Source organism: Clostridium sp. 19966 (assembly GCF_032335695.1).
Lineage (GTDB): Bacteria > Bacillota > Clostridia > Clostridiales > Clostridiaceae > JACTOJ01.
The window spans coordinates 39,850-61,860 of record NZ_JACTOJ010000011.1 but is presented as its reverse complement, the minus strand read 5'-3'; the positions used below and the strand labels follow the sequence as shown (position 1 = coordinate 61,860).

21 protein-coding genes are annotated in these 22,011 nt (G+C 33.1%); 3 read left to right on the top strand and 18 right to left on the bottom strand.

Annotated features, from left to right (window positions below):
* Positions 1-85: 85 nt before the first annotated feature.
* Both IAI10_RS12800 and IAI10_RS12795 read right to left on the bottom strand, forming a co-directional pair.
* Complete coding sequence (locus IAI10_RS12800; RefSeq protein WP_396334382.1) at positions 86-649, bottom strand: HD family hydrolase; 564 nt, start codon at positions 647-649, stop codon at positions 86-88.
* Between the two features lie 355 nt (positions 650-1,004).
* Positions 1,005-1,451 (bottom strand): Lrp/AsnC family transcriptional regulator, encoded by a 447-nt coding sequence (locus IAI10_RS12795; protein ID WP_315673668.1) that lies wholly within the window; start codon positions 1,449-1,451, stop codon positions 1,005-1,007.
* 169 nt (positions 1,452-1,620) lie between these two features.
* On the opposite strand from IAI10_RS12795, the gene IAI10_RS12790 reads away from it, so the two are divergent.
* Complete coding sequence (locus tag IAI10_RS12790) at positions 1,621-2,466, top strand: aldo/keto reductase (RefSeq protein WP_315673667.1); 846 nt, start codon at positions 1,621-1,623, stop codon at positions 2,464-2,466.
* Between the two features lie 16 nt (positions 2,467-2,482).
* Here the strand turns inward: IAI10_RS12790 and IAI10_RS12785 are convergent, their stop codons facing one another.
* The 10 genes from IAI10_RS12785 to IAI10_RS12740 all read right to left on the bottom strand — a co-directional run bounded on the left by IAI10_RS12785 (position 2,483) and on the right by IAI10_RS12740 (position 13,342).
* Complete coding sequence (locus IAI10_RS12785; protein ID WP_315673666.1) at positions 2,483-3,343, bottom strand: AraC family transcriptional regulator; 861 nt, start codon at positions 3,341-3,343, stop codon at positions 2,483-2,485.
* 103 nt (positions 3,344-3,446) lie between these two features.
* Positions 3,447-4,562 carry a C45 family peptidase gene (locus IAI10_RS12780; RefSeq protein WP_315673665.1) on the bottom strand — a complete coding sequence of 372 codons (1,116 nt, stop codon included), beginning with the start codon at positions 4,560-4,562 and terminating at the stop codon, positions 3,447-3,449.
* A gap of 134 nt (positions 4,563-4,696) precedes the next feature.
* Positions 4,697-5,566, bottom strand: coding sequence for a cation diffusion facilitator family transporter (locus tag IAI10_RS12775; protein ID WP_315673664.1), 870 nt, complete (start codon positions 5,564-5,566; stop codon positions 4,697-4,699).
* 266 nt (positions 5,567-5,832) lie between these two features.
* Positions 5,833-7,560 carry a serine hydrolase gene (locus IAI10_RS12770; RefSeq protein WP_315673663.1) on the bottom strand — a complete coding sequence of 576 codons (1,728 nt, stop codon included), beginning with the start codon at positions 7,558-7,560 and terminating at the stop codon, positions 5,833-5,835.
* A gap of 106 nt (positions 7,561-7,666) precedes the next feature.
* A complete protein-coding gene (locus IAI10_RS12765) occupies positions 7,667-8,848 on the bottom strand; it encodes a serine hydrolase domain-containing protein (protein ID WP_315673662.1) in 1,182 nt (393 codons plus the stop codon).
* A gap of 143 nt (positions 8,849-8,991) precedes the next feature.
* The gene (locus IAI10_RS12760; protein WP_315673661.1) at positions 8,992-10,143 is read right to left on the bottom strand and encodes a pyridoxal phosphate-dependent aminotransferase; all 1,152 of its coding nucleotides are present in this window, start codon (positions 10,141-10,143) and stop codon (positions 8,992-8,994) included.
* A 153-nt stretch (positions 10,144-10,296) separates the two neighbouring features.
* A complete protein-coding gene (locus IAI10_RS12755; RefSeq protein ID WP_315673660.1) occupies positions 10,297-11,529 on the bottom strand; it encodes an MFS transporter in 1,233 nt (410 codons plus the stop codon).
* A 69-nt stretch (positions 11,530-11,598) separates the two neighbouring features.
* Complete coding sequence (locus IAI10_RS12750) at positions 11,599-12,066, bottom strand: MarR family transcriptional regulator (RefSeq protein WP_315673737.1); 468 nt, start codon at positions 12,064-12,066, stop codon at positions 11,599-11,601.
* A gap of 8 nt (positions 12,067-12,074) precedes the next feature.
* Positions 12,075-12,638, bottom strand: a complete 564-nt coding sequence (locus tag IAI10_RS12745; RefSeq protein ID WP_315673659.1) for a GNAT family N-acetyltransferase — start codon at positions 12,636-12,638, stop codon at positions 12,075-12,077.
* Positions 12,639-12,862: 224 nt separating this feature from the next.
* Entirely contained in the window at positions 12,863-13,342 is a 480-nt protein-coding gene (locus tag IAI10_RS12740) for a hypothetical protein (RefSeq protein WP_315673658.1), read from the bottom strand.
* A gap of 310 nt (positions 13,343-13,652) precedes the next feature.
* On the opposite strand from IAI10_RS12740, the gene IAI10_RS12735 reads away from it, so the two are divergent.
* Positions 13,653-14,930 carry a 4Fe-4S dicluster domain-containing protein gene (locus IAI10_RS12735; RefSeq protein WP_315673657.1) on the top strand — a complete coding sequence of 426 codons (1,278 nt, stop codon included), beginning with the start codon at positions 13,653-13,655 and terminating at the stop codon, positions 14,928-14,930.
* A gap of 109 nt (positions 14,931-15,039) precedes the next feature.
* On the opposite strand, the gene IAI10_RS12730 is transcribed toward IAI10_RS12735, so the two are convergent.
* Both IAI10_RS12730 and IAI10_RS12725 read right to left on the bottom strand, forming a co-directional pair.
* On the bottom strand, positions 15,040-15,894 hold the full coding sequence (locus IAI10_RS12730; protein WP_315673656.1) for a phosphotransferase: 855 nt from the start codon (positions 15,892-15,894) through the stop codon (positions 15,040-15,042).
* Positions 15,895-15,952: 58 nt separating this feature from the next.
* Complete coding sequence (locus IAI10_RS12725; protein ID WP_315673655.1) at positions 15,953-16,639, bottom strand: TetR/AcrR family transcriptional regulator; 687 nt, start codon at positions 16,637-16,639, stop codon at positions 15,953-15,955.
* A 314-nt stretch (positions 16,640-16,953) separates the two neighbouring features.
* Between IAI10_RS12725 and IAI10_RS12720 the strand changes: the two genes are divergently transcribed.
* Positions 16,954-18,249 (top strand): MFS transporter, encoded by a 1,296-nt coding sequence (locus IAI10_RS12720; RefSeq protein WP_315673654.1) that lies wholly within the window; start codon positions 16,954-16,956, stop codon positions 18,247-18,249.
* 31 nt (positions 18,250-18,280) lie between these two features.
* Here IAI10_RS12720 and IAI10_RS12715 read toward each other — a convergent pair whose 3' ends face one another.
* From IAI10_RS12715 to IAI10_RS12700, 4 genes are all read right to left on the bottom strand, one after another.
* Complete coding sequence (locus IAI10_RS12715) at positions 18,281-18,835, bottom strand: GNAT family protein (protein ID WP_315673653.1); 555 nt, start codon at positions 18,833-18,835, stop codon at positions 18,281-18,283.
* A 17-nt stretch (positions 18,836-18,852) separates the two neighbouring features.
* Entirely contained in the window at positions 18,853-19,311 is a 459-nt protein-coding gene (locus tag IAI10_RS12710) for a pyridoxamine 5'-phosphate oxidase family protein (protein ID WP_315673652.1), read from the bottom strand.
* Positions 19,312-19,315: 4 nt separating this feature from the next.
* Complete coding sequence (locus IAI10_RS12705; RefSeq protein WP_315673651.1) at positions 19,316-20,191, bottom strand: helix-turn-helix domain-containing protein; 876 nt, start codon at positions 20,189-20,191, stop codon at positions 19,316-19,318.
* A 144-nt stretch (positions 20,192-20,335) separates the two neighbouring features.
* Complete coding sequence (locus IAI10_RS12700) at positions 20,336-22,006, bottom strand: alpha-glucosidase (protein ID WP_315673650.1); 1,671 nt, start codon at positions 22,004-22,006, stop codon at positions 20,336-20,338.
* Positions 22,007-22,011 lie beyond the last annotated feature (5 nt).

Genomic DNA, 22,011 nt, shown 5'->3' with positions numbered 1-22,011 from the left:
GATAAAGACCTTGGTAGATTTAAAACAGAACCTAATAAATAGCTGTTATTCTAATGCTATTAATTACTGTATTAGAATAACAGTTTTATTTTATATTTTTCATAGTATCCCTATCTATAATCTCACGGATAGCCTTTATTTTTTCATCAAAGGAAGCGTAGCTTTTTCCATATTGAAGATTAAATTCATAATCAAAATCTTCTGGATTATTTCCTTGATTGTGTTGAATGATTGTTTCGATTTTATCCAATGCCTTTACTAACTTTGACTCTTTAGTATTACAAGCGTTGTATTCTTCCCACAGCTCCATTAATTTCTCTTGCTTTCCTTTTGGAAGTAATGAAGTAAGCTTTATTAAGGCTGCTCTTTCTTGATTAATTTTAACCTCCTGTTCAACTTCAGCAATAGCAGGAATATCTCCCTCATAAATTTCTCCCAGATCATGTATTAAACACAATTTAATAATCTTTTCATGATCATAATCTTCAAATTCTTCTTCCAATACCATAGCAAATAATGCTAATCTCCAGGAATGCTCTGCTGTACTTTCATGTCGTCCATTTCTTGTCCACGCCGTTCTTTCTGTGTCCTTTAACATTTCAGCTTCTTTAACAAAATTAATTATATCTTTAAATCTATTCTGTTCCATAACCATAACTTCCCTTCAGTTAAATATTGAAATTTTATTTCTAATATAACATATTTAATTATACGCCTATCATAAGAATATTTTAAAAAGATTTCAAATTTTTATGTAGAATAACATCTTGAAAGTATTGAATTGCCGGAGGTGGCTTTATGAAGCTTAAAGCATTAATCATATCTTTTATAACATTGTGTATGGCATTTAAGCAGCAATAGCTATTTAATTGAAGCTGCTGGTACACGCCAGTATATCTACAAGGATGAAAAATCTATATTAAAATCTCTGCTTGATAAATATAGCAAATAAAAACCGCCTAGAATTCAATTAATCTCTTAAGCTATCATTAATGCTTAAATTCCTAAAAAAATTTCTCAACTCCTTTGTTTATAGGAACTTCTGAAAATATTATATATGTAGAAGTGGTGGCATCAAGCCTAGAAATAGAGTCAACGAATTCCTCAATCTCAGATATAGACGCCACACTGAGCTTTACCATTATACAGGAATGTCCTGTTATTCTATAACAAAAAATGACGCGAGGATGATTATAAATAAAAGTTTTAAATTTATCAAAATTGCTATTTTTAATATCAATTTTTACAAGACACTCTATTGATAATCCTAAAGCTTTTTCGTCTATACTTATGGTATATCCTTTAATAATACCTCTATCTTCCAGTTTTTTTATTCTTTCAGTTACTGATGGCGGGGATAGGTTCACTTTTTTTGACAATTCCCTAATCGATATGCGACTATCAGCTTGTAATTCCATTAAAATTTTAATATCTGTATTATCTAGTTTCATATGATATAAACTTCCTCTTTTTATTATTATATTTGAAACGTATTACCTTAAATAAGGCTATCAAAAGCTAAGGCATTTTTAATTTTCATCTATTATAATATAGTAAATAACAATTAGCAATCATTATAATGAAAATTTTTATGCGAATATTAGTAAGGAGATCTAATGTATGAAAAATATAAAAAATACAACTACTTTAAATAATGGAATAGAAATGCCTTGGCTTGGCTTTGGGACTTATAATACTGGAGATAAGAAAACCGTTATTAACGCCGTAAAGACTGCATTAAAAATCGGATATAGGCACATAGATACTGCTTCATTTTATAATAATGAAGATGCTATCTGTGATGCAATAAAAGAAAGTGAAATACCAAGGAATGAAATATTTTTGACCAGCAAGGTTTGGAACTCAGACCAAGGCTATGAAAATGCTTTGAAAGCATTCAAAGTTTCACTAAAGAAATTGGATACAGATTATCTTGACCTATATATAATTCATTGGCCTCAGCCACTGAACAAAGAAACCTGGAAAGCTCTAGAAAAGCTTTATAAGGATGGCTACGTAAGAGCTATCGGTGTGAGCAATTTTACAATTAAGCATCTTGAAAATTTAATCTCTACTGCTGAAATTGCTCCTATGGTAAATCAAATCGAATTTCATCCGCAGCTTGTTCAATATGAATTAATGAAATTCTGTCAAAAACATGATATTCAAATAGAAGCTTGGTCGCCTCTTATGCGAGGAAAAGTCTTTGAAATGGAACCTTTAAAAGCTCTTTCAAAAAAATACAGCAAATCCATTTCTCAAATCGTTTTAAGATGGAACCTACAAATGGGAGTTGTAACTATTCCTAAATCCTCAAATTCCTTAAGAATAAAGGAAAATACAGATATATTTGACTTTCAAATAAATAAAGAAGATATGCTAAAAATCAAAAAATTAAATACACTAACACGATTAGGACTAAATCCAGAAGAAGTTTATAATCATCCGAAACTACAAATAGAATAAATGCATGGACAAACTTTTATTCTATAGGCACATAAAAATGAAAACAAGACTCTTTTTCATTTGCCTTGAATCTATAATCATAATATTCAAAGTCATAATTCCCCTTTATTTTAAGCCCTGTTCTAGGAAGATATACAGAATATATTTTAGAAATATTTATAGGAACATTCTCTATTATTGATTTTATTGGGAATACTGCATATTTTGATTTTTGAATTTTTATGGTTTTAAAATTTGAAGGAACACTATCACTTTTGTTAATTTCCACTGCTGAAAGATATGTAAAATACGATTTTTCTCCTGCTTCGCTGTACCGTTCAAGACCATAACATATATCTGCATTAAAGGGAACTTTAAGTGAATCCAATTCTTTGTAGAATTTATTCCACAGTTTTGGTACTTCATAATTGTTATTTTCACCTTTGTATTCAAGACCCGTTAATAAAAAGCTGTCCTTTTCTACTATTTCTGGTTCAATAAATTTATCCTCGGCTTTAAAGGTTAGAAGCTCCTCAGATAGTATAAGCTGCTTAAGGTTATCATGGGAAAGTTTATTGACCCTATAATAATTAGGCGTCACACCAAAGGTTTCTTTGAAGGCTCTAGTAAAGGCCTCCTGAGAATTATACCCGTATAATACGGCTATATCCATGATCCTCATGGTTGTATCAGTTAGAAGTTTGGCTGCCTCAGTCATCCTTCTCCGCCTTATATAATCATTTATGGTGTAGCCGGATACAGCTTTAAAGATTCTAAGAAAATGAAATTTAGAAAAGCCTGTACAATTTATTATTTCTGACAGTGGCAATCGTTCCTTAGTTAGATTCCCCTCTATGTAATTTACTGCTTTCAAAATATTATCATAGTAATAATTCAAGGAAGTACCTCCATTGTAATTGTATACTTTTATATACATAAAAAAGCACTATAAAAATTATAGCACTTCTTTAAATATATACAATCTTGTTTACAAAATAGTATTATCTTATTCTCTCCCACATACTATCTTCTGCTTTCTCCATTGGAAATACAGCCTTATATTTTGTAATACCATCCGGAGAATTCAGATTGAAATCATACCACTGGTTAACTGCAGGAGAACCAAAACATATTTGAACTTTTGACTCTGAAACATCAAAAAGCATGGACCACAGAGTTCCCAGCCACTCATCATAATAGTGACATGCCAATCCATTAGGTATATTAGTTGAAAGAAGCTCTTTTAAAGCACTTTTTTCAATTTTATTTTCTGCCTCCAGCTTTTTTACCATAGCGTCATACCTGTACACGGACTGTCTCATTTTATTTTTAACAAATTCCTTCATCTCTTCAAAGGTATAATGGTTTGTTGAGCACAAATACTGCTGCTCTGTATTTCCATTAATATATTTAAAAACCTTAGCAGAATTATGGATTTCAGCCAGCACTGCATTATTATTTCTGTCTGCTATTATAAAGTTGCAGCAAGCTGATATAGGAAGTTCTTTTATAAGAGTGACAGCTTCTTCACAATCCTTGCACTTATCTAAGAGAATTCGAATGACCATCCAGAATCTCAGCCCTTCCTCTTCTGATTCACAGAGAGGTACTGCATTAGACATGGTTATACAAAGCCCTTGTTCATTTATTCCATCCATTCTTCCTAAAAGAATCAACGAAAATCCCATATGAGCATTAAGTCCTTTTGCCTTTATAGTCATTAATCTTAATTCATCATCTGTTCCCCATTCATAGCTTCTCCCTAAATAAAAATGTTTGTCTAAAGTCTTTTCGGGAAGTACTGCAAAATGTCCGCAGTTTCCTTTGCTTACATATGAAAAGGCATAATGTATTATACTGTCTGCACTGACCCCAAGGCTTTCTGCCATTCCTTGAATTTCTTCATTTATCTGAGGACAGTACTTTTGAAAAACCTTCATAGCTCTTTTTATCTTCTCCTGCGATGCTGGCTTTATATAATCATTTCCTTTTAAAAGCACCTGAATTTCCTCAGGATGCTGCTTCTTTAAAAAATCGCCTTCCAGCTTACCTATTTCGTAAGATGAGCCGCTAAATACCAAGTGTTCATATATTACTTCTTTAAAATTATTATCCATAGCAATACTAACCTCCAAAATATATAATTTATCTACATCCATACTTAGATTATAAGCTTATATAGATTATATATTTTGATTCAAATTGCTGACTATTTTTAACTACTATAGCTCTGTTTTCAGGTATACCTGAATTAAATCTCTGGCTCTACATGCACAATTGCCTCAGTGATATCAAGCTGCTCCTTGAGTCTTTTTTCAATTTCTTCACTTATATTATGGCCTTCCACCAAACTTAATGCTGAACTTACAATCACTATCACATCCAGAAATACACTATTCCCATTAACTCTAGCCCTGATTCTTTTTATTTTTTTCACCCCTGAAACCTGTTCTATGCACTGGGTTATAGTTTTCAAGGCCTCATTATCAAAGCCATCTGTAAGATTGTGAGCTGCTTCCTTAAAGATATCCCATCCTGTCTTTATTATTAATATTCCCACTATAACTGCTGCCACTGAATCAATCCATGGAAGTCCAAATTGAGCTGCAACAATTCCTATAGTTGTTCCAATTCCAACCCAGGCATCTGAAAGATTATCTTTGGCGGCCGCCATAAGTCCAGAGCTATTTATACGTACAGCTATTTTTTTATTATACACATATACCATATATATTATGGCTGCACAAAAAGCGCCTACAGCCGCTGCAATCAAATCTGGAGCTTCGGCTTTAAAAAATATGATTGCTCTAAAAGCATTATACAATACATCAATTCCCACAACTATCATAATGAGAGAAGAAATAAGAGAAGCTATAGTTTCTGCTCTAAAGTGGCCGTAGAGATGATCTTCATCTGCAGGCTTTCTTGATATTCTTAATCCTATCAATACTGCGAGTGAGGCAATTATATCGGTAGTATTATTGAGTCCATCCGCAAATAATGCCTTTGATTTTGCCATATATCCAATTCCAAGCTTCAAGCAGGACAATATTATGTAAGCAATTATACTTATTCTTGCTCCTTTTTCCGCCAGCTTTAAATTATTATATTTTTCTTCCATGCTGCTCACTCCACTTCTTCTATAATCATTTAACAGAGAACCAATCTTTAATATGCACGTGTATATATGCTGTGCTTTTTATGCGAAAATTATTAAGTAAATGCTTTTGATTAGTGTTTATAACAGCCCTAGCTTACCGCACAGAAGCAATATTTTAAATCAATGTAAAAATCAACACTGATTTAAAACAGAGCATAATAAAAAGCTCCTAACATGACTTCCTAAAAATCATGTTAAGAGCTTACATACAATCATATTATTATTATTCACTGGTGCATTAAATACTTCTTAGCCTTTTCAATAAAAAATAATGCATTTTTATTATTTTGATTATACTGCAACGAATTTTTCATAGCCTCTATGGATAATTCATATTGCCCATTTTCAAAATATGCTTCTCCTAGGCTATCCCAAGCATTAGCTGAATCAGGGAAAAGAATAGTGTTTACTTTTAGCAAGTTTATAGCTGCTTCATTGTTATTTCCCAAGCAATTATACCCTGCATTATTTAGCTTGCCTTCTAAGCTGAATTTTATAATATTCTTTTCTTCAATAATCCTTTTATAAATATTTACTGCCTGCTCTATATTACCTTCCTCGATATAATCACAAGCTAATTTTTCTCCATCATTTAAGCTTTCTAGAATACTTTCATTCATATATATTTTATTTTCATCTTTTACAAATTCAAATTTATTTTTTCTATCTGTATCTATAAAAGTATAGTTCCCCACATACTCTAATTTCTTAGGTTCAAAGTATCCTATTTTGTAAAAGAGCTTGTTATTATCAGCAAAAACTTTTATTGATATATCGAATTCTAGCTTGTAGCTGCCCATAAAAAGATTTTTTGTTTCTGCTGACAGCTCACTTTTTTCATAATCAGGTCTTAAAATATTATTCCATCCAAAAGCTGTTGCTGCACTGCGCAAAATAGGTAATTTCATTTGGTAACCATTATTAGAATTGGTCATCAAAATCAGTCCATAGCCTTTTTCTTTATGAAATAACATACTGCAGCAATAGCCTTCATTTCCTCCATCATGTCCTAATAAGTATTCTTGAGCTACTTTCTGATTTTCCAAACCCATATTATATTCACCGGTTAAAATAGGAATAGCCATAAACTGCATAAAATCTTTTGAAATAATTCTGTTGGGCTGTCCCTTTAAAGATTTCTGTATCTCAAGGACGAACTTAGCTAAGTCTTCAGCTGTTGTCCATAATCCTGCAGCAGCCATCTCAGGGTATACATGCCTTTTCCCTTCAATACAACCTCCATCAATATTATGTCCAGCAGTGACATTAGGAATATAAGAATTATCTAAAGGAGCATTAGTATAAAAACTAGTATTCATTTTTAATGGTTCTAAAACCAATTCCTTCATGATATCTTCAAACTTTTTCCCTAGCTGATCTACTAATACTTGCTGCACAATAGTATATCCGCCTCCAGAGTAGCTAAACTTGGTATTTGGCTCCATACTAAGAGTAATCTTAGCTGTATTAGCTGGTGATTCCCCATTTAGTACCTGTATTAAGGTTGGAATTTTTGAATTAAAATTATATCCTGGAAATCCATGCACATTTATTCCTGCAGTATGTGATAGCAAATTCCTTAAGGTAACTTTATTTTTTTCATTAAATCCATCATATTTTAATTTCCAACTTTTAAGATATGAATTTATATCCTCATCTAAATCCAGTTTACCGTCTTGCGCTAATTTCATTACTGCCATACAAGTAACAGGTTTGCTGATTGAAGCAGCCTGAAAAATGGTGCTTTCATTTACTGGTGAAGATTTTTCCATATCAGAAATTCCATATCCCTTTGAAAAAGCAAGCTGATAATCTTGGATTACTGCTACACTTATTCCTGGAGTATGAGTTTTTTTCATCATCTCTACAATAGAATTTTGTTTATCACCTTTAACGAAATATTCTGTCCTAAGACTACTTTCAAATTTTTTAATATATTCCTGCTTACTTTTCATGCTTCCACCTCTTTTTCTCATCAGAGCTCTTATACCATATTAAGCTTATCCCATTGCCCTCCAATAGATAATTTATTTTTCTATATAATTCTTTACATACATTTTTCTACTTGCTGCAGGAACCTAGTATAATGTTTCTAAGTTTTCTGGTTACAGTACTAGTACCTGCACCAGTTTTCTGTATCATAAATAAAATAGTTAAATCATCCTTTGGAGAATTTGCAAAATATGCACCTAACCAGCCATCCCAGCCGTATTCGCCTAGACTTGCCAAATCTCCAGCCTTGCCGCAGTCGGTCATAACACGCATCAAATTACCGTAGCTGTGTCCAGCAAAAGTAACCCAGGTATCAAAACCTTTCTGCTGAGCAGCAGTTAATGTGCCAGAGGTCAAATGCTTTACTGTTTTAGGCTTTAAAATCTCAACACCGTTAAAAGTTCCTTCATTCATAAGCATCTTAGCAAATTTTCCATAATCATCTATAGTAGAAGCCAAGCCAGCCCCGCCTGATTCAAAAGCTGGCTTCCTGTCCATCTGATGAATTATACCTAAATGATTGCCAGTATAAAGTGATAAGGAACCTTTGCCATCATCTTCATAGGTTTTTGCAAGACGAGATCTTTTTTCCTCAGGTACCCAAAAATCAGTATCTTTCATTCCTAAAGGTTCAAATATTTCTTCTTTTAAAAACTGTCCAAAGCTTTTGCCACTTACTACTTCTACCACAGCTCCCAGCACATCAGCAGAGGTTCCATATTCCCAATAGGAGCCTGGTTGAAAAGCCAGAGGACATTGCCCCAGTTTATTAATAATTTCTAATGTTGTCATAGGTGAATTACCTAATAACCTCTTATCTATCTCTTGAAATACGGCATCTGTTTCCTTGCCTGCCCTGTGATTTCCGCCATATACTAAACCTGAAGTCATAGAAAGCAAATCCTTTAATGTCACTTCTCTTTCTGCCGGAACTAAAGTGTCTCCTAAAGCCACCTTTTGATTTTTAAAGCTAGGAATATATTGACTAACGGAATCATATAAATCGATTTCACCTCGCTGCAAAAGAATCATCACTGCAGCAGCTGTCACAGGCTTAGTCATGGAATATAATCTAAAAATAGAATCCCTTTTTATAGGAAGTTTCTTCTCTAAATCTGCAAAGCCATCTTCATGATAAAAAATTTCTTGTCCTTCTTTTATGATCATTAGATTTCCGCCAGCTATATAGTTATTTTCTACACTGGCTCTCAATGTCTTTTTTATTTGATTTATTTCTGTTTCACTAAACATTCGTATTGTCTCCTTCACTAATAAATTACCGATTTATCATCAGCTGAATTCATATAAGATGATTATACCATGTTATTCTAATTCTCAAAATGTTTACATACTAAAAAAATATTCTGCTTTTAAAGAGTATTTTCGTATCACAATCATAAATCATTTAAAAATTCTTCTATTCTATCCAATCCTTTTTCCAAATTCTCCATAGAAGTTCCATAAGCCATCCTTACATAATATCTTCCGTTTTCTCCAAAAGCAATGCCTGGAACCACTGCTACCCTTTTCTCCTCTAAAAGTCTATTGGCGAACTCATTACCATCCATTCCTGTGTTTTTAACATTTACAAATGCATAGAACGCACCTTTAGGCTTAATGCAGGATAGCTTATTCATTTTATTTATTCTATCGTATATGTAGTCTCTTCTTTCCTCATATTTTAAGCACATATAATTCCTGTATTCCCCACCATTTTTCAGTGCTTCTACCGCTGCATACTGAGCTACTGTGGTAACAGAGGAATACACATTCTCTGTGGCTCTTATGAATAAGGCAATCAATTCCTTTGGGCCTGCGGCGAATCCCACCCGAAAGCCTGTCATGGCACTGCTTTTTGAGCAGCTATCTATTATCAATGTTCTTTCCTTCATTCCATCAATGGCAGCTATGCTGCAATATTCTTCTCCGTCAAATAAAATATGCCTATAAACCTCATCGCTTATAACAAATAAATCCTTCTCTTTTGCAATATCTGCTATCTGTTTCAATGTATCTTTATCTATAATCCCTCCTGTAGGATTACAGGGAGAATTCAATAAAATAACTTTAGTTTTGGGAGTAATAGCTTCTCTAATAGCCTCAAGAGTTACAACAAAATTATCTTTCTCATAAACCTCCACCATAACAGGAACACCATTGTTCATTAATATTTCTGAGGAATAATTAGTAAAATAAGGAGAACTTACCAGCACCTCATCTCCAGGATTCAAAATACAGGCAAAGCTTAAAAATAGTGCTGACATTCCCCCTGTTGTCACTACCACATTTTCTCTTGTATAATCTACACCCAAGGTACCATTCAGATATTCTACATAAGTGTCTCTCAAAATATCAAGTCCTGCTCCTGGAGCGTACTTAGTGCTTATTTTCAAAGCAGCCCTAGCAGCTTCTAATACGCTTTCTTGTGGCAGAAAATCCGGTTCTCCCACACTAAAAGAAATTACATCTTTTAATGTGGCTGCACGTACCATCATATTCCTGATAGGCGACGAGGGCAGCTCTCTTAGTAATTTTGAATATTCCATACTATATTCCGTCCTTCCATGATTAACTTTATATAGTTGGAATTATAGCATCTCCTGCTTTAAGAAGTACTTATGCTATTTCATATTTTTGAAAATTACTATAATGCAAAAATATTAACTTATAAAGATATCTATATAACAAATGTTTATTTATTATTCCGCCTTACTAGTGATTTTATCAACGTCATCTTCATTAATAGCTTTTTCAGCTGAAAGTTTAGCAGAAATAGAATACATTATAAGCCCTATCAGCATAACTGCAGCGTAGAAAAGGAAACCATAGGCTACGCTTACCTTATCTGTTATTCTTCCAATTGAATAAGTCACAATAACCTGAAGAGTAAGGCTTATAGCATTCCAAACAGACATAATTCTTCCTAGATAAGCATTAGGAACTGTCCTCATAATTAAGGAATATATAACTGTTCTTATGCCAGCACTACATATGCCAAAAGTTATGGTTATCATGCAGGCAAGCAGTACCGATTTGTTTAAGAACATAATGATGGCTGCTGATGTTGAAATTGCAAAGCCTACTGTAATAAGAAGCCTAGAGGATATTCTCTTTGCAATTCCAATTATAGCTATGCCTCCAACGCAGGCTCCAACTCCATAAAACATATCCACTAGGCCATAAACTGTTGAGTCGCCCTTTAGGACCTGCCTCACAAAACCAGGCAAAATAGTACTAAAGCTGCTTCCCGCTACAAAAGGAATATACATTATAATTCCTAAGACAAAAATAAATTTGTGAGCTTTAAGATAAGAAAAGCCTTCTCTAAAAATTTCTATAAATCCATTATTGATTTTTTCTTCAGCCTCTGCTTCCTGAATCTTTATCGAATTTACTATGGCTGCGCCAATTAAAAAAGTGACAGAACTTATCACAAGAATTATGTTGAAGCCAAAATATTTGTACAACAGACCGGCTATAGCTCCTGAAGAGAATAGTCCTATCTGCATGGTAATTTCAGCTCCTGAATTCATTTTAAGCAAATCCTCTTTTTTAGTAATAGACTGAATCAATCCCTTGGAGGCTGGAAAATATATATTCCAGCCTAAACCATTATTTAGTGCTAATATAAACAGAAAATATTTGTTGAAGCCGTAGGTGGCCAATAATATTAGCGGTATTACTACAAACGCTGCTCTTAATATAAGAGAAAATACTATGGTTGCTTTTTTAGAAAAATGGTCAATTATTGCTCCTGCAAAAATTGATATGATGAGACCGCTGATGATATTCACATTGGAAGCTGCTGCCACCAAGGAATTACTCCCACTTTTATCTAGAATGAACCAGCTTATTGCTGATAGAGTCATTCCAGCTCCAAACTGTGAAATCAAATCTGCGGATAAAAACTTTTGAAAATTATTTTTTAGCATGTTAAATCTCCTTGCATTAATTGACGTAGTGGATTATAGTTTGATATCAAACTATATAATTAAAAAAAACTATAAATTATTATAAATTTTATTTAAAATTCTTATTAGCTCCTCCTTATCTTTCTCTGGTACACCTAAATAAAAAACACTTAGAACTTTCATGGATATGGATTCAAAAACAGGCTTTAATTCCTTACCTCTGCTGGTTAAGGCTGCATAAACAACTCTGCTGTCTTCCCTATCCCTTTCCTTGATTACATAGCCAAACTTCACAAGCTTGTCTACAAGTGCAGTGACTGTGGATTTATCTCTGCCAATCTTTTCAGCGATTTCTGCCATAGTCATTTTTTCCTTATTGTATAAAGCATATATTATATCCCCATGAGAAGTAACTATTCCTTCTATACCGTTTTGGGACATTTCCTGCACAATAAGATGATTTACTTTCTCTCTAATTTTTGATATTAATGATATTGCATCTCTTATTTCCATATCCACATTATAGTTTGATATCAAACTATTGTCAATAAATATCATCAAAGTTATTATCTTTTGTTTATAAGTGCATATAGAAATCTGTCCTCAAATTCTTCTGTTTTTCTATTGTAGGCACATTCTTTTTTTAATCCCTCCAGCTCAAAACCTAGCTTGCTGTTTAATTTAATAGACGCTATATTTTCAGGATGAATCATTGCCTCTAGCCTATGTAATTTTATTACTTCAAACGCATATTCTATTACTTTCTCTGCACATTCAGTCATTATATTCTGTCTCCAGAATTTTCTATTGAGCATATAACCTATCTCAGCCTTTGAATTCCACGTGTCTAAATCATGAAGTGTGATTAATCCAATTATTTTGTCATAGTTTCTGTAGACAATACACCATCTAATAAATCTCTTGTTTTTATATGAATTTAAAAAATGTGATATAGACTTTTTAGCTTGTTCTTTTGTTTTCATAGTTGGTATCTCTTGATACTTTACTGCCTCTTCATTAGAGTAAATATCGTATATTTCATTCCAATCACTTTCCTTTGCTTCCCTCAATGCGAAATTGTTACTATCTAATTTAGGAAACATATCAAATGCCGTTTTAAAAATATCCATATAGCAAAGCTCCTTATCCATGATATTTGTTTTTTTTAAATAAAAAAAGCCTATTTCTATATAAGCTTTTAAAAATCAGCACAAAAAAACTACGAACCCAATTCGTAGTTTTTAACATATACCAATATACAATATATTATACTACAAATTCTACTCTCCTTCAATTACACAATCATATGTTTTTCAAATACATAATATATGCTTTTCAATAAAATCGCCTTCTTTTATTTAATTGGATTGGTTAGCATGTTGGTGGTAATATCATTAATCACTTTGCAATCTTGCTCATCTCCAGGATTAGCTTTTATTTTTATGAGAGCTTTATATATACTCATAGTTTTATCTCTATTAGTTAAGAACGCTTCTCTTGATTCATTTAAAATGATACAAGTGTGTAAATCAGCTATGGCTGCAAATAAATAATTCCTATTTTTTATATGAGCATAGGAAGTAAAATCCAATATATTCGCTGCTGTGTATAAATTGTACGATATCTCTATATAATTATGAACTCTATCCTCCTCTTTCATATTGCTATAATCCTGCTGAAAATCATCAGCTGCTCGAGATAAGCTGCCTATAAATATGTCATCAGCTGAATTCCTATTAAATTTTTTATCCTCATATATAGAGTACAAAGAAAAAACTAGTATTAAATTCATTGTCAATGATATTGGTAATATAAATTTTTTAAATCTACCCATGCAAATACTCCTATCTTCCTGATTTCTCCTACTCGCCTCGAAACATTCTTATCTGAAGTTGACTTAAAATTTTTCCTCTCCTCAAGCTTTCTTCTCTACTGGAGTAAGAAATATATTTTCATCACCTAATCTTATTAATTCATTAACCATATAAGCAATATTCCAAACCAACTCGCAGTTTCCAAATTTATATCAAATATAGAAACTTTTAACTTATTATACCATAATAATATTATTGTTGCATTTAATAGCAACCTATGCAATTATATACTTATTAATAAGCGTTTACGCTTTAAAAGGAGATGAAGGCATGTCTCACATGGTGGCCAAAAACGCCTACAAAAGCTTGGAAGAAAGATTAAATAGATTTCCACAAGGTGCTCCTCCCTCTGAAACTCTCTATAAGATTCTCTCTATGATGTTTACTAAGGAAGAGGCAGCTTTGGTTGCTCAGCTTCCTATAAAGTCTTTTAATATAAAAACTGCCAGCAGGATTTGGAAAATGGATGAGACAAAAACTGCACATATACTTGATTCCTTAGCATCTAAAGCACTAATTTTAGATTTGGAATGTGAAGCAGATGGAGAAAAGAAATACATGATGGCACCTCCTATGGCTGGCTTTTTTGAATTTGCATTAATGAGAGTAGGCACCAATCTTGATCAAAAGGTGCTCAGTGAATTGCTGCATCAATATCTTAATGTGGAAGATGATTTTTCAAAGGCTTTATTTTGTGGAACTGAAACAAAATTAGGAAGAGCTTTTGTTCAAGAGAGAGCTTTAGATGAAGATAATGCTATAAATATATTGGATTATGAAAAAGCAAGTCACATAATAAAAACTGCTAAGCATATTGGAGTAAGCACTTGTTACTGCAGACATAAAGCTCATCATTTAGGTGATGATTGCTATGCTCCCATGGAAACTTGTTTAACCTTCTCTACCAGTGCTTACAGTCTTATAAAACATAATTATGCCAGAAGAATAGATGCTGCTGAAGCTTTAGATATTTTAAATATGTGCTATGATTACAATTTAGTGCAGTGCGGAGAAAATGTTCAAAAGGAACCTAATTTCATATGCAACTGCTGTAAATGCCATTGCGAAGCTTTTGTTTCTGCAAAGAAATTTGGCTTTTTAGTTCCTGTAAATACTACTAGTTATCTTCCAAGTATAGATGAAAATACTTGCGTAGGCTGTGGAAAATGCACTAAAGTCTGCCCTATGGAAGCCATTAAGGTAACTGAAAGCACTAATAATACACCTAGATCTAAGACAGCTAAGCTTTCAGAAGATATTTGTCTTGGCTGCGGAGTATGCGTAAAGAATTGCCCAACTAAATCAATTAAGCTTATGCGCAGAAAAGAGAGCGTCATAACTCCTGTAACAACAGTACATAGAGCAGTACTATCTGCTATAGAAAAAGGCCAGTTTCAAAATTTAATTTTTGATAATCAAGCACATTTAAGTCACAGAGCTATGGGCGCTATACTGGGAAGCATATTTAAACTCTCGCCTGTGCACAAAGCAATGGCTAGTAAGCAGATGAAATCCGTGTATTTAGCAAAGCTGCTTGAGAATTCATAAAAATAATGAAGATTTAATAATTAATAATGTATAGTTATGGTTGGAATTTAGCTTTGCTAAATTCCTACATATCTCTTCATTCTTACCTCTTACTTATTAATTTAATAGGCTATAGAAGCTTCCACCAAGCCTCCTCATTAATTTCCTTTGCTTTAGCCTTCATACATCTTTCTATAAATTTAATAAGAGCATATTTTTCAAATTTCTCCCCATATACAACTCTTTCTGCGGCTCTAATAACCATCCATCTTGAAAGTTCACCATAATCAAAAGCTTCTAGCTTATAGCAGGTTGATAAATATCTTTTAGAAATCATGCCTACGGAAGAAGCTATGATAAACCGTTGAAGATTACTTATTCCAGGAATCTCAGGAGTATTTCTAAGAATTATATAAGTGTGAGCTATATCAGAAAGCTTTTTACCTTTGGTGGCTCCGAACCAATCAATAACATAATATTTATCTCCCATTATTATTATATTTCCAGGATGAAAATCTCCATGACAAATATCATTTTCCTCAGGCATTTTTTCTAGAATATCTAGTATAAATTTTTTAATATCCTCACTAAATAATGATGAATTCTTTATAAGATAAGCTGCCCTAGCGTTTATAGAAATTAGTTCCAAGCCTTCTGCAGAATCTGACGTCTCCATATGAAGTTTTGCTAGCTTTTCAGCCTGTTTTAGGATATAAAGCGGTTTCTTTGTTATTGCCTCCAGCATGCTTATCCCATTAAGTTTTTCCATTATGAGAGCAGGTCTTTCATCAATTTTTAAATATTCGTAAACCTCAGGCACAGCTTTACCTTTCTCTCTTAAAGAATTCATAACTGACATTTCTGTCTTAAGCTGTTCTTCCTCATGTCTATTACGTAGAACCCTTATTACTCTGCCCTTATCTAATTCATATATGTCAGCTTGCCCTCCCTTGGCAATTAGTTTAAGTTTATTTAATTCTATCATACTATATCTTCAGCAAATAAAGGCAAAACCCTACCAGCTTACTTCCTCCCAATCAATTTTATATAAATTCATTTTTTCTTTTGTCTAAGTCCTGAAAGATTTCATCGATACTTGCTTTAATAATTCCTTGAGAAAAGTTTATTTTTAAAGCCTGCAGGGAAAATACCACCATAGGATAGGTATATAGCTTTAAGTCAGCTTTTTCTTCTGTTCTCAGCCAATAGATAATCGCATGATTAAAAGCACCCTCACAGCCTATAGCCGCCACTTTGGTATCTGGAACATCTATTATACCCTTGTCTTTCAAATCCTTTAATGTTGCTTCCATTCCTGCACAGGACTTTACCATAATATCTGCATACTTTTTTTCAAAACGAGGATTTAATCCAACAGCTTCAATAAGCATTATCTTTGAAAGTTCCCTAAAAGTCTCATAGGTCCATACTGATGCAGCTATTACATTAGCAAACCGTTCTGCTGCATTATTTACTTTCTTTTGCATAGCGTAATTTTTTATGTTATTTATTATCTGTTCCATCTCATCATATAATTTTTCAAATAAGTCTTCTTTATTCCTAAAGTATAGATAAAAGGTTCCTACTGAAACTTCTGCTCTGTCCGTTATATCTTTAACTGAAGTCTGATGGTATCCTTTTTCAGCAAATACCTTAGCCGCGGTTTTAAATATCAATTTTCGCTTCTCATCTTTTTTTAATTCTGTTTTGTCTGATTTTTTATAAGGCATTTAAATTTCTCCTCAAGCATTGAATGACACGTCATTCATTTCTTTAATTTAAATATATATCTTCTTTAGATGCTTGTCAATTACAAAAATTATATTTTACTTCAGGTATGATTAGGAAGTTTATATAAACAATGTTATAATTAGCCTATATAAAAGTTTATTATTAATCCGAGGTGATTTTTGTGATATTATGCATTGCATTGACTCCATGCAAAGTCATCATTAATAGAGATTGCATGGAGTGATAATCTATGAATTTTGACTTTGCTTCCTAAGGAAATAAAAATCAACAGCTTAATAGGAGTAGAGTTAAAATGAAACCTTTAAAATTTAATAAAGAATTAAACAATTTTTATATACTACAGTTAGGAGAATTTATTTCTCAATTTGGCAGTAAAATGACTAGCTTCGGACTAATCCTGTGGGCATACGAACTCAGCGGGTCTGTGCTATCTACCTCATCCTTAACGGTTTGTACCCTGCTTCCATCTACACTGCTTAGCTTTTTTGCTGGCAGCTTTATTGACAGATGGAAGAAGAAAAAAATTGTATTAGCAGCCAATGCAGTTGCAACAATTTTTTCGCTGCTTACTTTACTGCTCATAACTTCAAATAGACTGAGCATTGTTTATTTATATGTGATTAATTTTACTTTAGGAATAGTAGACGCTTTTCAGGACCCAGCTTCCAGCGTAATGATATCCTTGATAGTACCTAAAAAATATTATACAAAAATAAGCGGTTTGCGTTCCTTGGTCTCTACATGTACCACCACCTTTGCACCTGTTCTTTCCGCTTCCCTTTATGCCCTGATAGGTCTAAAGGCTATAGTAAGTATTGATTTGTGCAGTTTTTTATTTGCATTTAGTGTTCTTCTATTTTTTGTACACATTCCTGGTGATAAGGCTTATGAAAATAGTAAATCAGAGACCTTTTCTTCCAATTGCAAAAAAGGTATTCACTATATTGTAAATCGAAAGGATATTTTTCACCTTATAATCTATATGTCCTTTGTAAATTTAATAGCGGCCATCTACAACTGCAATTTCACTCCTATGATTTTATCTAGAAGTGGAAATAATAAATTTCAGCTGGGAATAGTGAGTAGCATGATAGGATTGTCCGGAATAATTGGAAGTCTTTTAGTTACTGTTCTAAAAGAGCCTAAGAAGAGAGTTCCTGTTATCATAAATTCTATGCTGTTCTCTTTCCTGATTTGCAACAGCATGCTGGGAATCGGTCGTAATTATTATGTTTGGAGTGCTGCAGTGCTGCTGGGTAATTGTTCTGTTCCTTTTTTAATGGCTAATGTTGAATATCTAATGAGAACTAAGGTCCCTATTGAAATGCAGGGAAGAGTATTCGCAGCTAGAAACACTCTTCAATACTTTTCAATCCCTGTGGGATATATATTGGGCGGCATTCTAACTGACAAGCTTTTAAAGCCCTTTATGGCAAAGCCTTCTCATTTTCAAAAATTCTTTTCTTATATTGTTGGAAATGATGCAGGCTCTGGAAACGCCTTGATATATATAGTTATAGCTCTACTAGGCTTTTTAGGCTGCTGCTATTTCAAATTAGATAAATATATAAAATCTTTAGATGATTAATAAAAATAGGACTTACTTTTAACAGTAAGTCCTATTTAATAGCATCGGCTATCCTTCCCATTATAACTGTATTATAATAATTGCCATCTTTGTGAAGACGATCTTTTATCAATAAACCTTCTTCCGCAAAGCCGTATTTTTTGTATAGCTGAATTGCTTTTGTATTGGTTTCTACTACATAAAGTGACATTTTTTCTATTCCAGCCTTATCTGCAAAGCTTAACATATTTTCCAGCATCATCTTTCCCATGCCATATCCCCAATATTCTTTTAGTATGCATATACCAAATTCAGCTTTATGCCTAAATCTGCTTAGATTATTTCCCTGACATCGGGTAAAACCAACTAATTTTCCCTCTGCCTCTGCTGCCAAAAACAAATTTTTTTCTGCAACAGAATCCTCATATATGAGTTTTTGAAAATCCTCCGCTGTGAGTAAGCCCTCTCCTGCTTCCCTATCAAGATTCTCTGTTTCCCCATCAATTTTAACTCTTAATTTTGATAGTTCCTCAGCATCCTCTATTGTCGGACAGCGAAGAATCCAACTTAGATTTTTACTTTCTATTCTTTTGCTTTCAGCAATCATAATACTCTCCTAAAAAATTAAGCCTTGTATTTGCAGGTCCTAAATTTCCCTTCAATCCAGAAGGTAGCTTCCTTAGTGCCAAATTTTAATATGTAACATTTAGGATCCTGAACCCCTTTTTTAAAAAATCTCCTGTCACAGAATTCATCAAATTTCATTTTTTCTTCCATATCCTGAACAATCTCTACATCACCTATAAGAGTTACGCTGTCTCCACCAAGATGATAGCAAACACTGGCCTTTGAATTATTTTGAAAATGAGTTGCCTTTCCGTTTAGATGAGATCTTTTCGAAGTCATAAAGTAGATTTCTAAAAATCCATTATCCTTTACTTTTGATATGGCGCATATTCTAGGATACCCTTTTTCATTTATGGAGGCAAGCGTCAAAACTTCGCACTTTTTTAGCAAAGCATTAGCTTTTTCCTCTAGCTCCTTAGTTCTTTCCTTTTGTATTTCACTAGCTGTTTTCTCCATAATATCACCTTTCCTTTATAGGCATGTACAAATCCACGCCTCCAATATGTTCCCCTTTTTCATCAAAGCTTAAATGCTCTTCCAGCCATTGATATCCGCCATAGACATATTTACTGCCCTCCAACCAGCTATTAAATCTTTGCCAGCCTTTAATTATGTTTTCCCCAAGGTTTTGCCCTCTTTCAATGCCTGTCACTGCATACATGCCACCCATAAGAGTTTTTGTCTTAATTTTTTCATCCTCTACCTCCATGTGTTTGGGAATGGTAAGGCATAACTCATAGCCATATTCTTTTGCGTCTGGGCTAACCTCTGGTGAATTGTAACCGAATATTCTGTACTCTCCCTTACATATGTCTATTTTGTTTTTTCTAATCCACTCACCCATAACGGAAAAAGCATGTTGCTCAGGTCTTGTCCCAAAATATCTATAATAAGCTACTCTCTGTGTTGGTAGATTTTTTAGCACTTTAATATCAGGATAGCTTTCAGCTAATATTCTGTCTTCACTATGAAAATACTTATCCATAAGATTGATTCTTTCAAAAGTAAAATTTATTTTTGAGCTGTTGTATTTACTTGGTAGAACCCCTGTTATATTTTTGAAGGTTCTAGAAAAAGCATCAGCACTATCATAATCATACTTAGCTGCAATATCGATGATTTTAGTCTTTTCTTTTTTAATACTCCCTGCTGCGGTGCTTATTCTTCTGTTTCTTATATACTCTTTAGCCGAGTAGCCTACTAGTGTGAAAAACATACGATGAAAATTAGATAAAGACATAAAAGCCTCTCTTGCAGCTCTATCCAGAGTCATTTCTTGTTCTAAATTTTCTTCCATATAATCTATGGACTTTTGTATTCGCTCATAGTAATTCATAAGAGTGCTCCTTCATCTTAAGATAATTATATGATACCTCAATCTTGGAATTTTCACCCGACTTTTTGTCTAAATTTAATTGTTTTGTATATAAAAAATTGGCTCTGCTTTAAGTCAGAGCCAAAATAAAAACAGATATTAATATTAGTATAGCTTATATACCCTAGCCTCATAAGGCCTTAAACTAATATTATCTATATCATAATCTTCATCAGCATAATTACTTATTAAAAGCTCAGCTTCTTTATACATTATAGTTTCAGGCATTATAAACTGAGCCTTATCTTGAAAGAAATTCAATACTACTAATAATTTTTCATTATTAAAATTTCTAGTATATGCAAAAATATTTTCATCTTCTTTATATATCAAATTTATATCTCCATAAATTATTACATCATTTTCTTTTCTTAGTCTAATCAGCTTCTGATAATAATAGAAAATGGAGTTTTCATCCTCTAAGGCTTGTTTCACATTTATTTCTTTATAATTAGGATTTAGTTTAAGCCAAGGTTTTCCTGTGGTAAAGCCAGCATTTTCAGAAGAATCCCACTGCAATGGAGTTCTTGCATTATCCCTGCCCTTAGCATATATAGCTTTCATTAATTCTTCCTCACTCACACCTTGATAGGTTTTCTCCTTGAACATATTAATGATTTCTATATCCTTATATTCAGATAGCTTAAAGCTTACATTTGTCATTCCTATTTCTTCCCCCTGATAAATGTAAGGTGTTCCCTGCCAGGTATGAAGAAAAGTAGCCAGCATCTTAGCTGATTCTACCCTATATTCTTTATCATTTCCAAATCTAGATACCATTCTTGGCTGGTCATGATTGTTTAAGAATAGAGAGTTCCATCCTTTTTCCTTTAAGGCTTCGTACCATTTGTACATTATATTTTTAAAGGTTGTTAGCCTCCAGGGCTTTACATCCCACTTATCCTTGCCTGAATCTATATCCATAAGCTCAAATTGGAATAGCATATTTAATTCTTTTCTATCTTCATTAACATACAATTTTGCTGTATCAGTATCAACTCCAGGTGCTTCTCCCACTGTCATAATATCGTATTTAGACAGCACTTTTCTATTCATTTCCTGAAGATATTCATGAACCCTTGGCCCATTAGCAAATAGAGGAAAGCCATTTCCGTAAAGCTCTCCTTCCTTTTGTTCTCCATTTGGCATACCTGGAGCCTTTGATATAAGATTTATTACATCCATTCGAAAGCCATCAATGCCTTTTTCAAACCAGAAGGTCATCATATCATAAATTTCATTTCTTAATTTTTCATTTTCCCAGTTTAAATCTGGCTGTTTTTTTGAAAAGAGATGAAGATAATACTCACCAGATATTTCATCATATTTCCATGCTGAACCGCTAAAGAAAGAGCCCCAATTGTTAGGTGGATTTCCTTCCTTGCCCTTTCTCCATATATAATAGTCTCTAAATGGATTAGCCTTACCTTTCCTGCTTTCAATAAACCATTTATGCTCATCTGAAGAATGATTAACTACTAAGTCCATAACAAGCTTTAATCCACGCTTATGCATTTCTTCTAAGAGCTCATTAAAGTCCTCCATACTGCCAAACTCATTCATTATATTTTTATAATCGCTTATATCATATCCATTGTCATCATTTGGGGATTCATAAATAGGACAGAGCCACAATACATCAGCCCCTAATTCCTTTATATATTCTAGCTTCTCTATTATACCCTTTAAATCACCTATGCCATCTCCATTTGAATCTTTAAAACTCCTAGGATATATTTGATATACTACGCTCTCTTTCCACCACTCTCTATTCATAATAT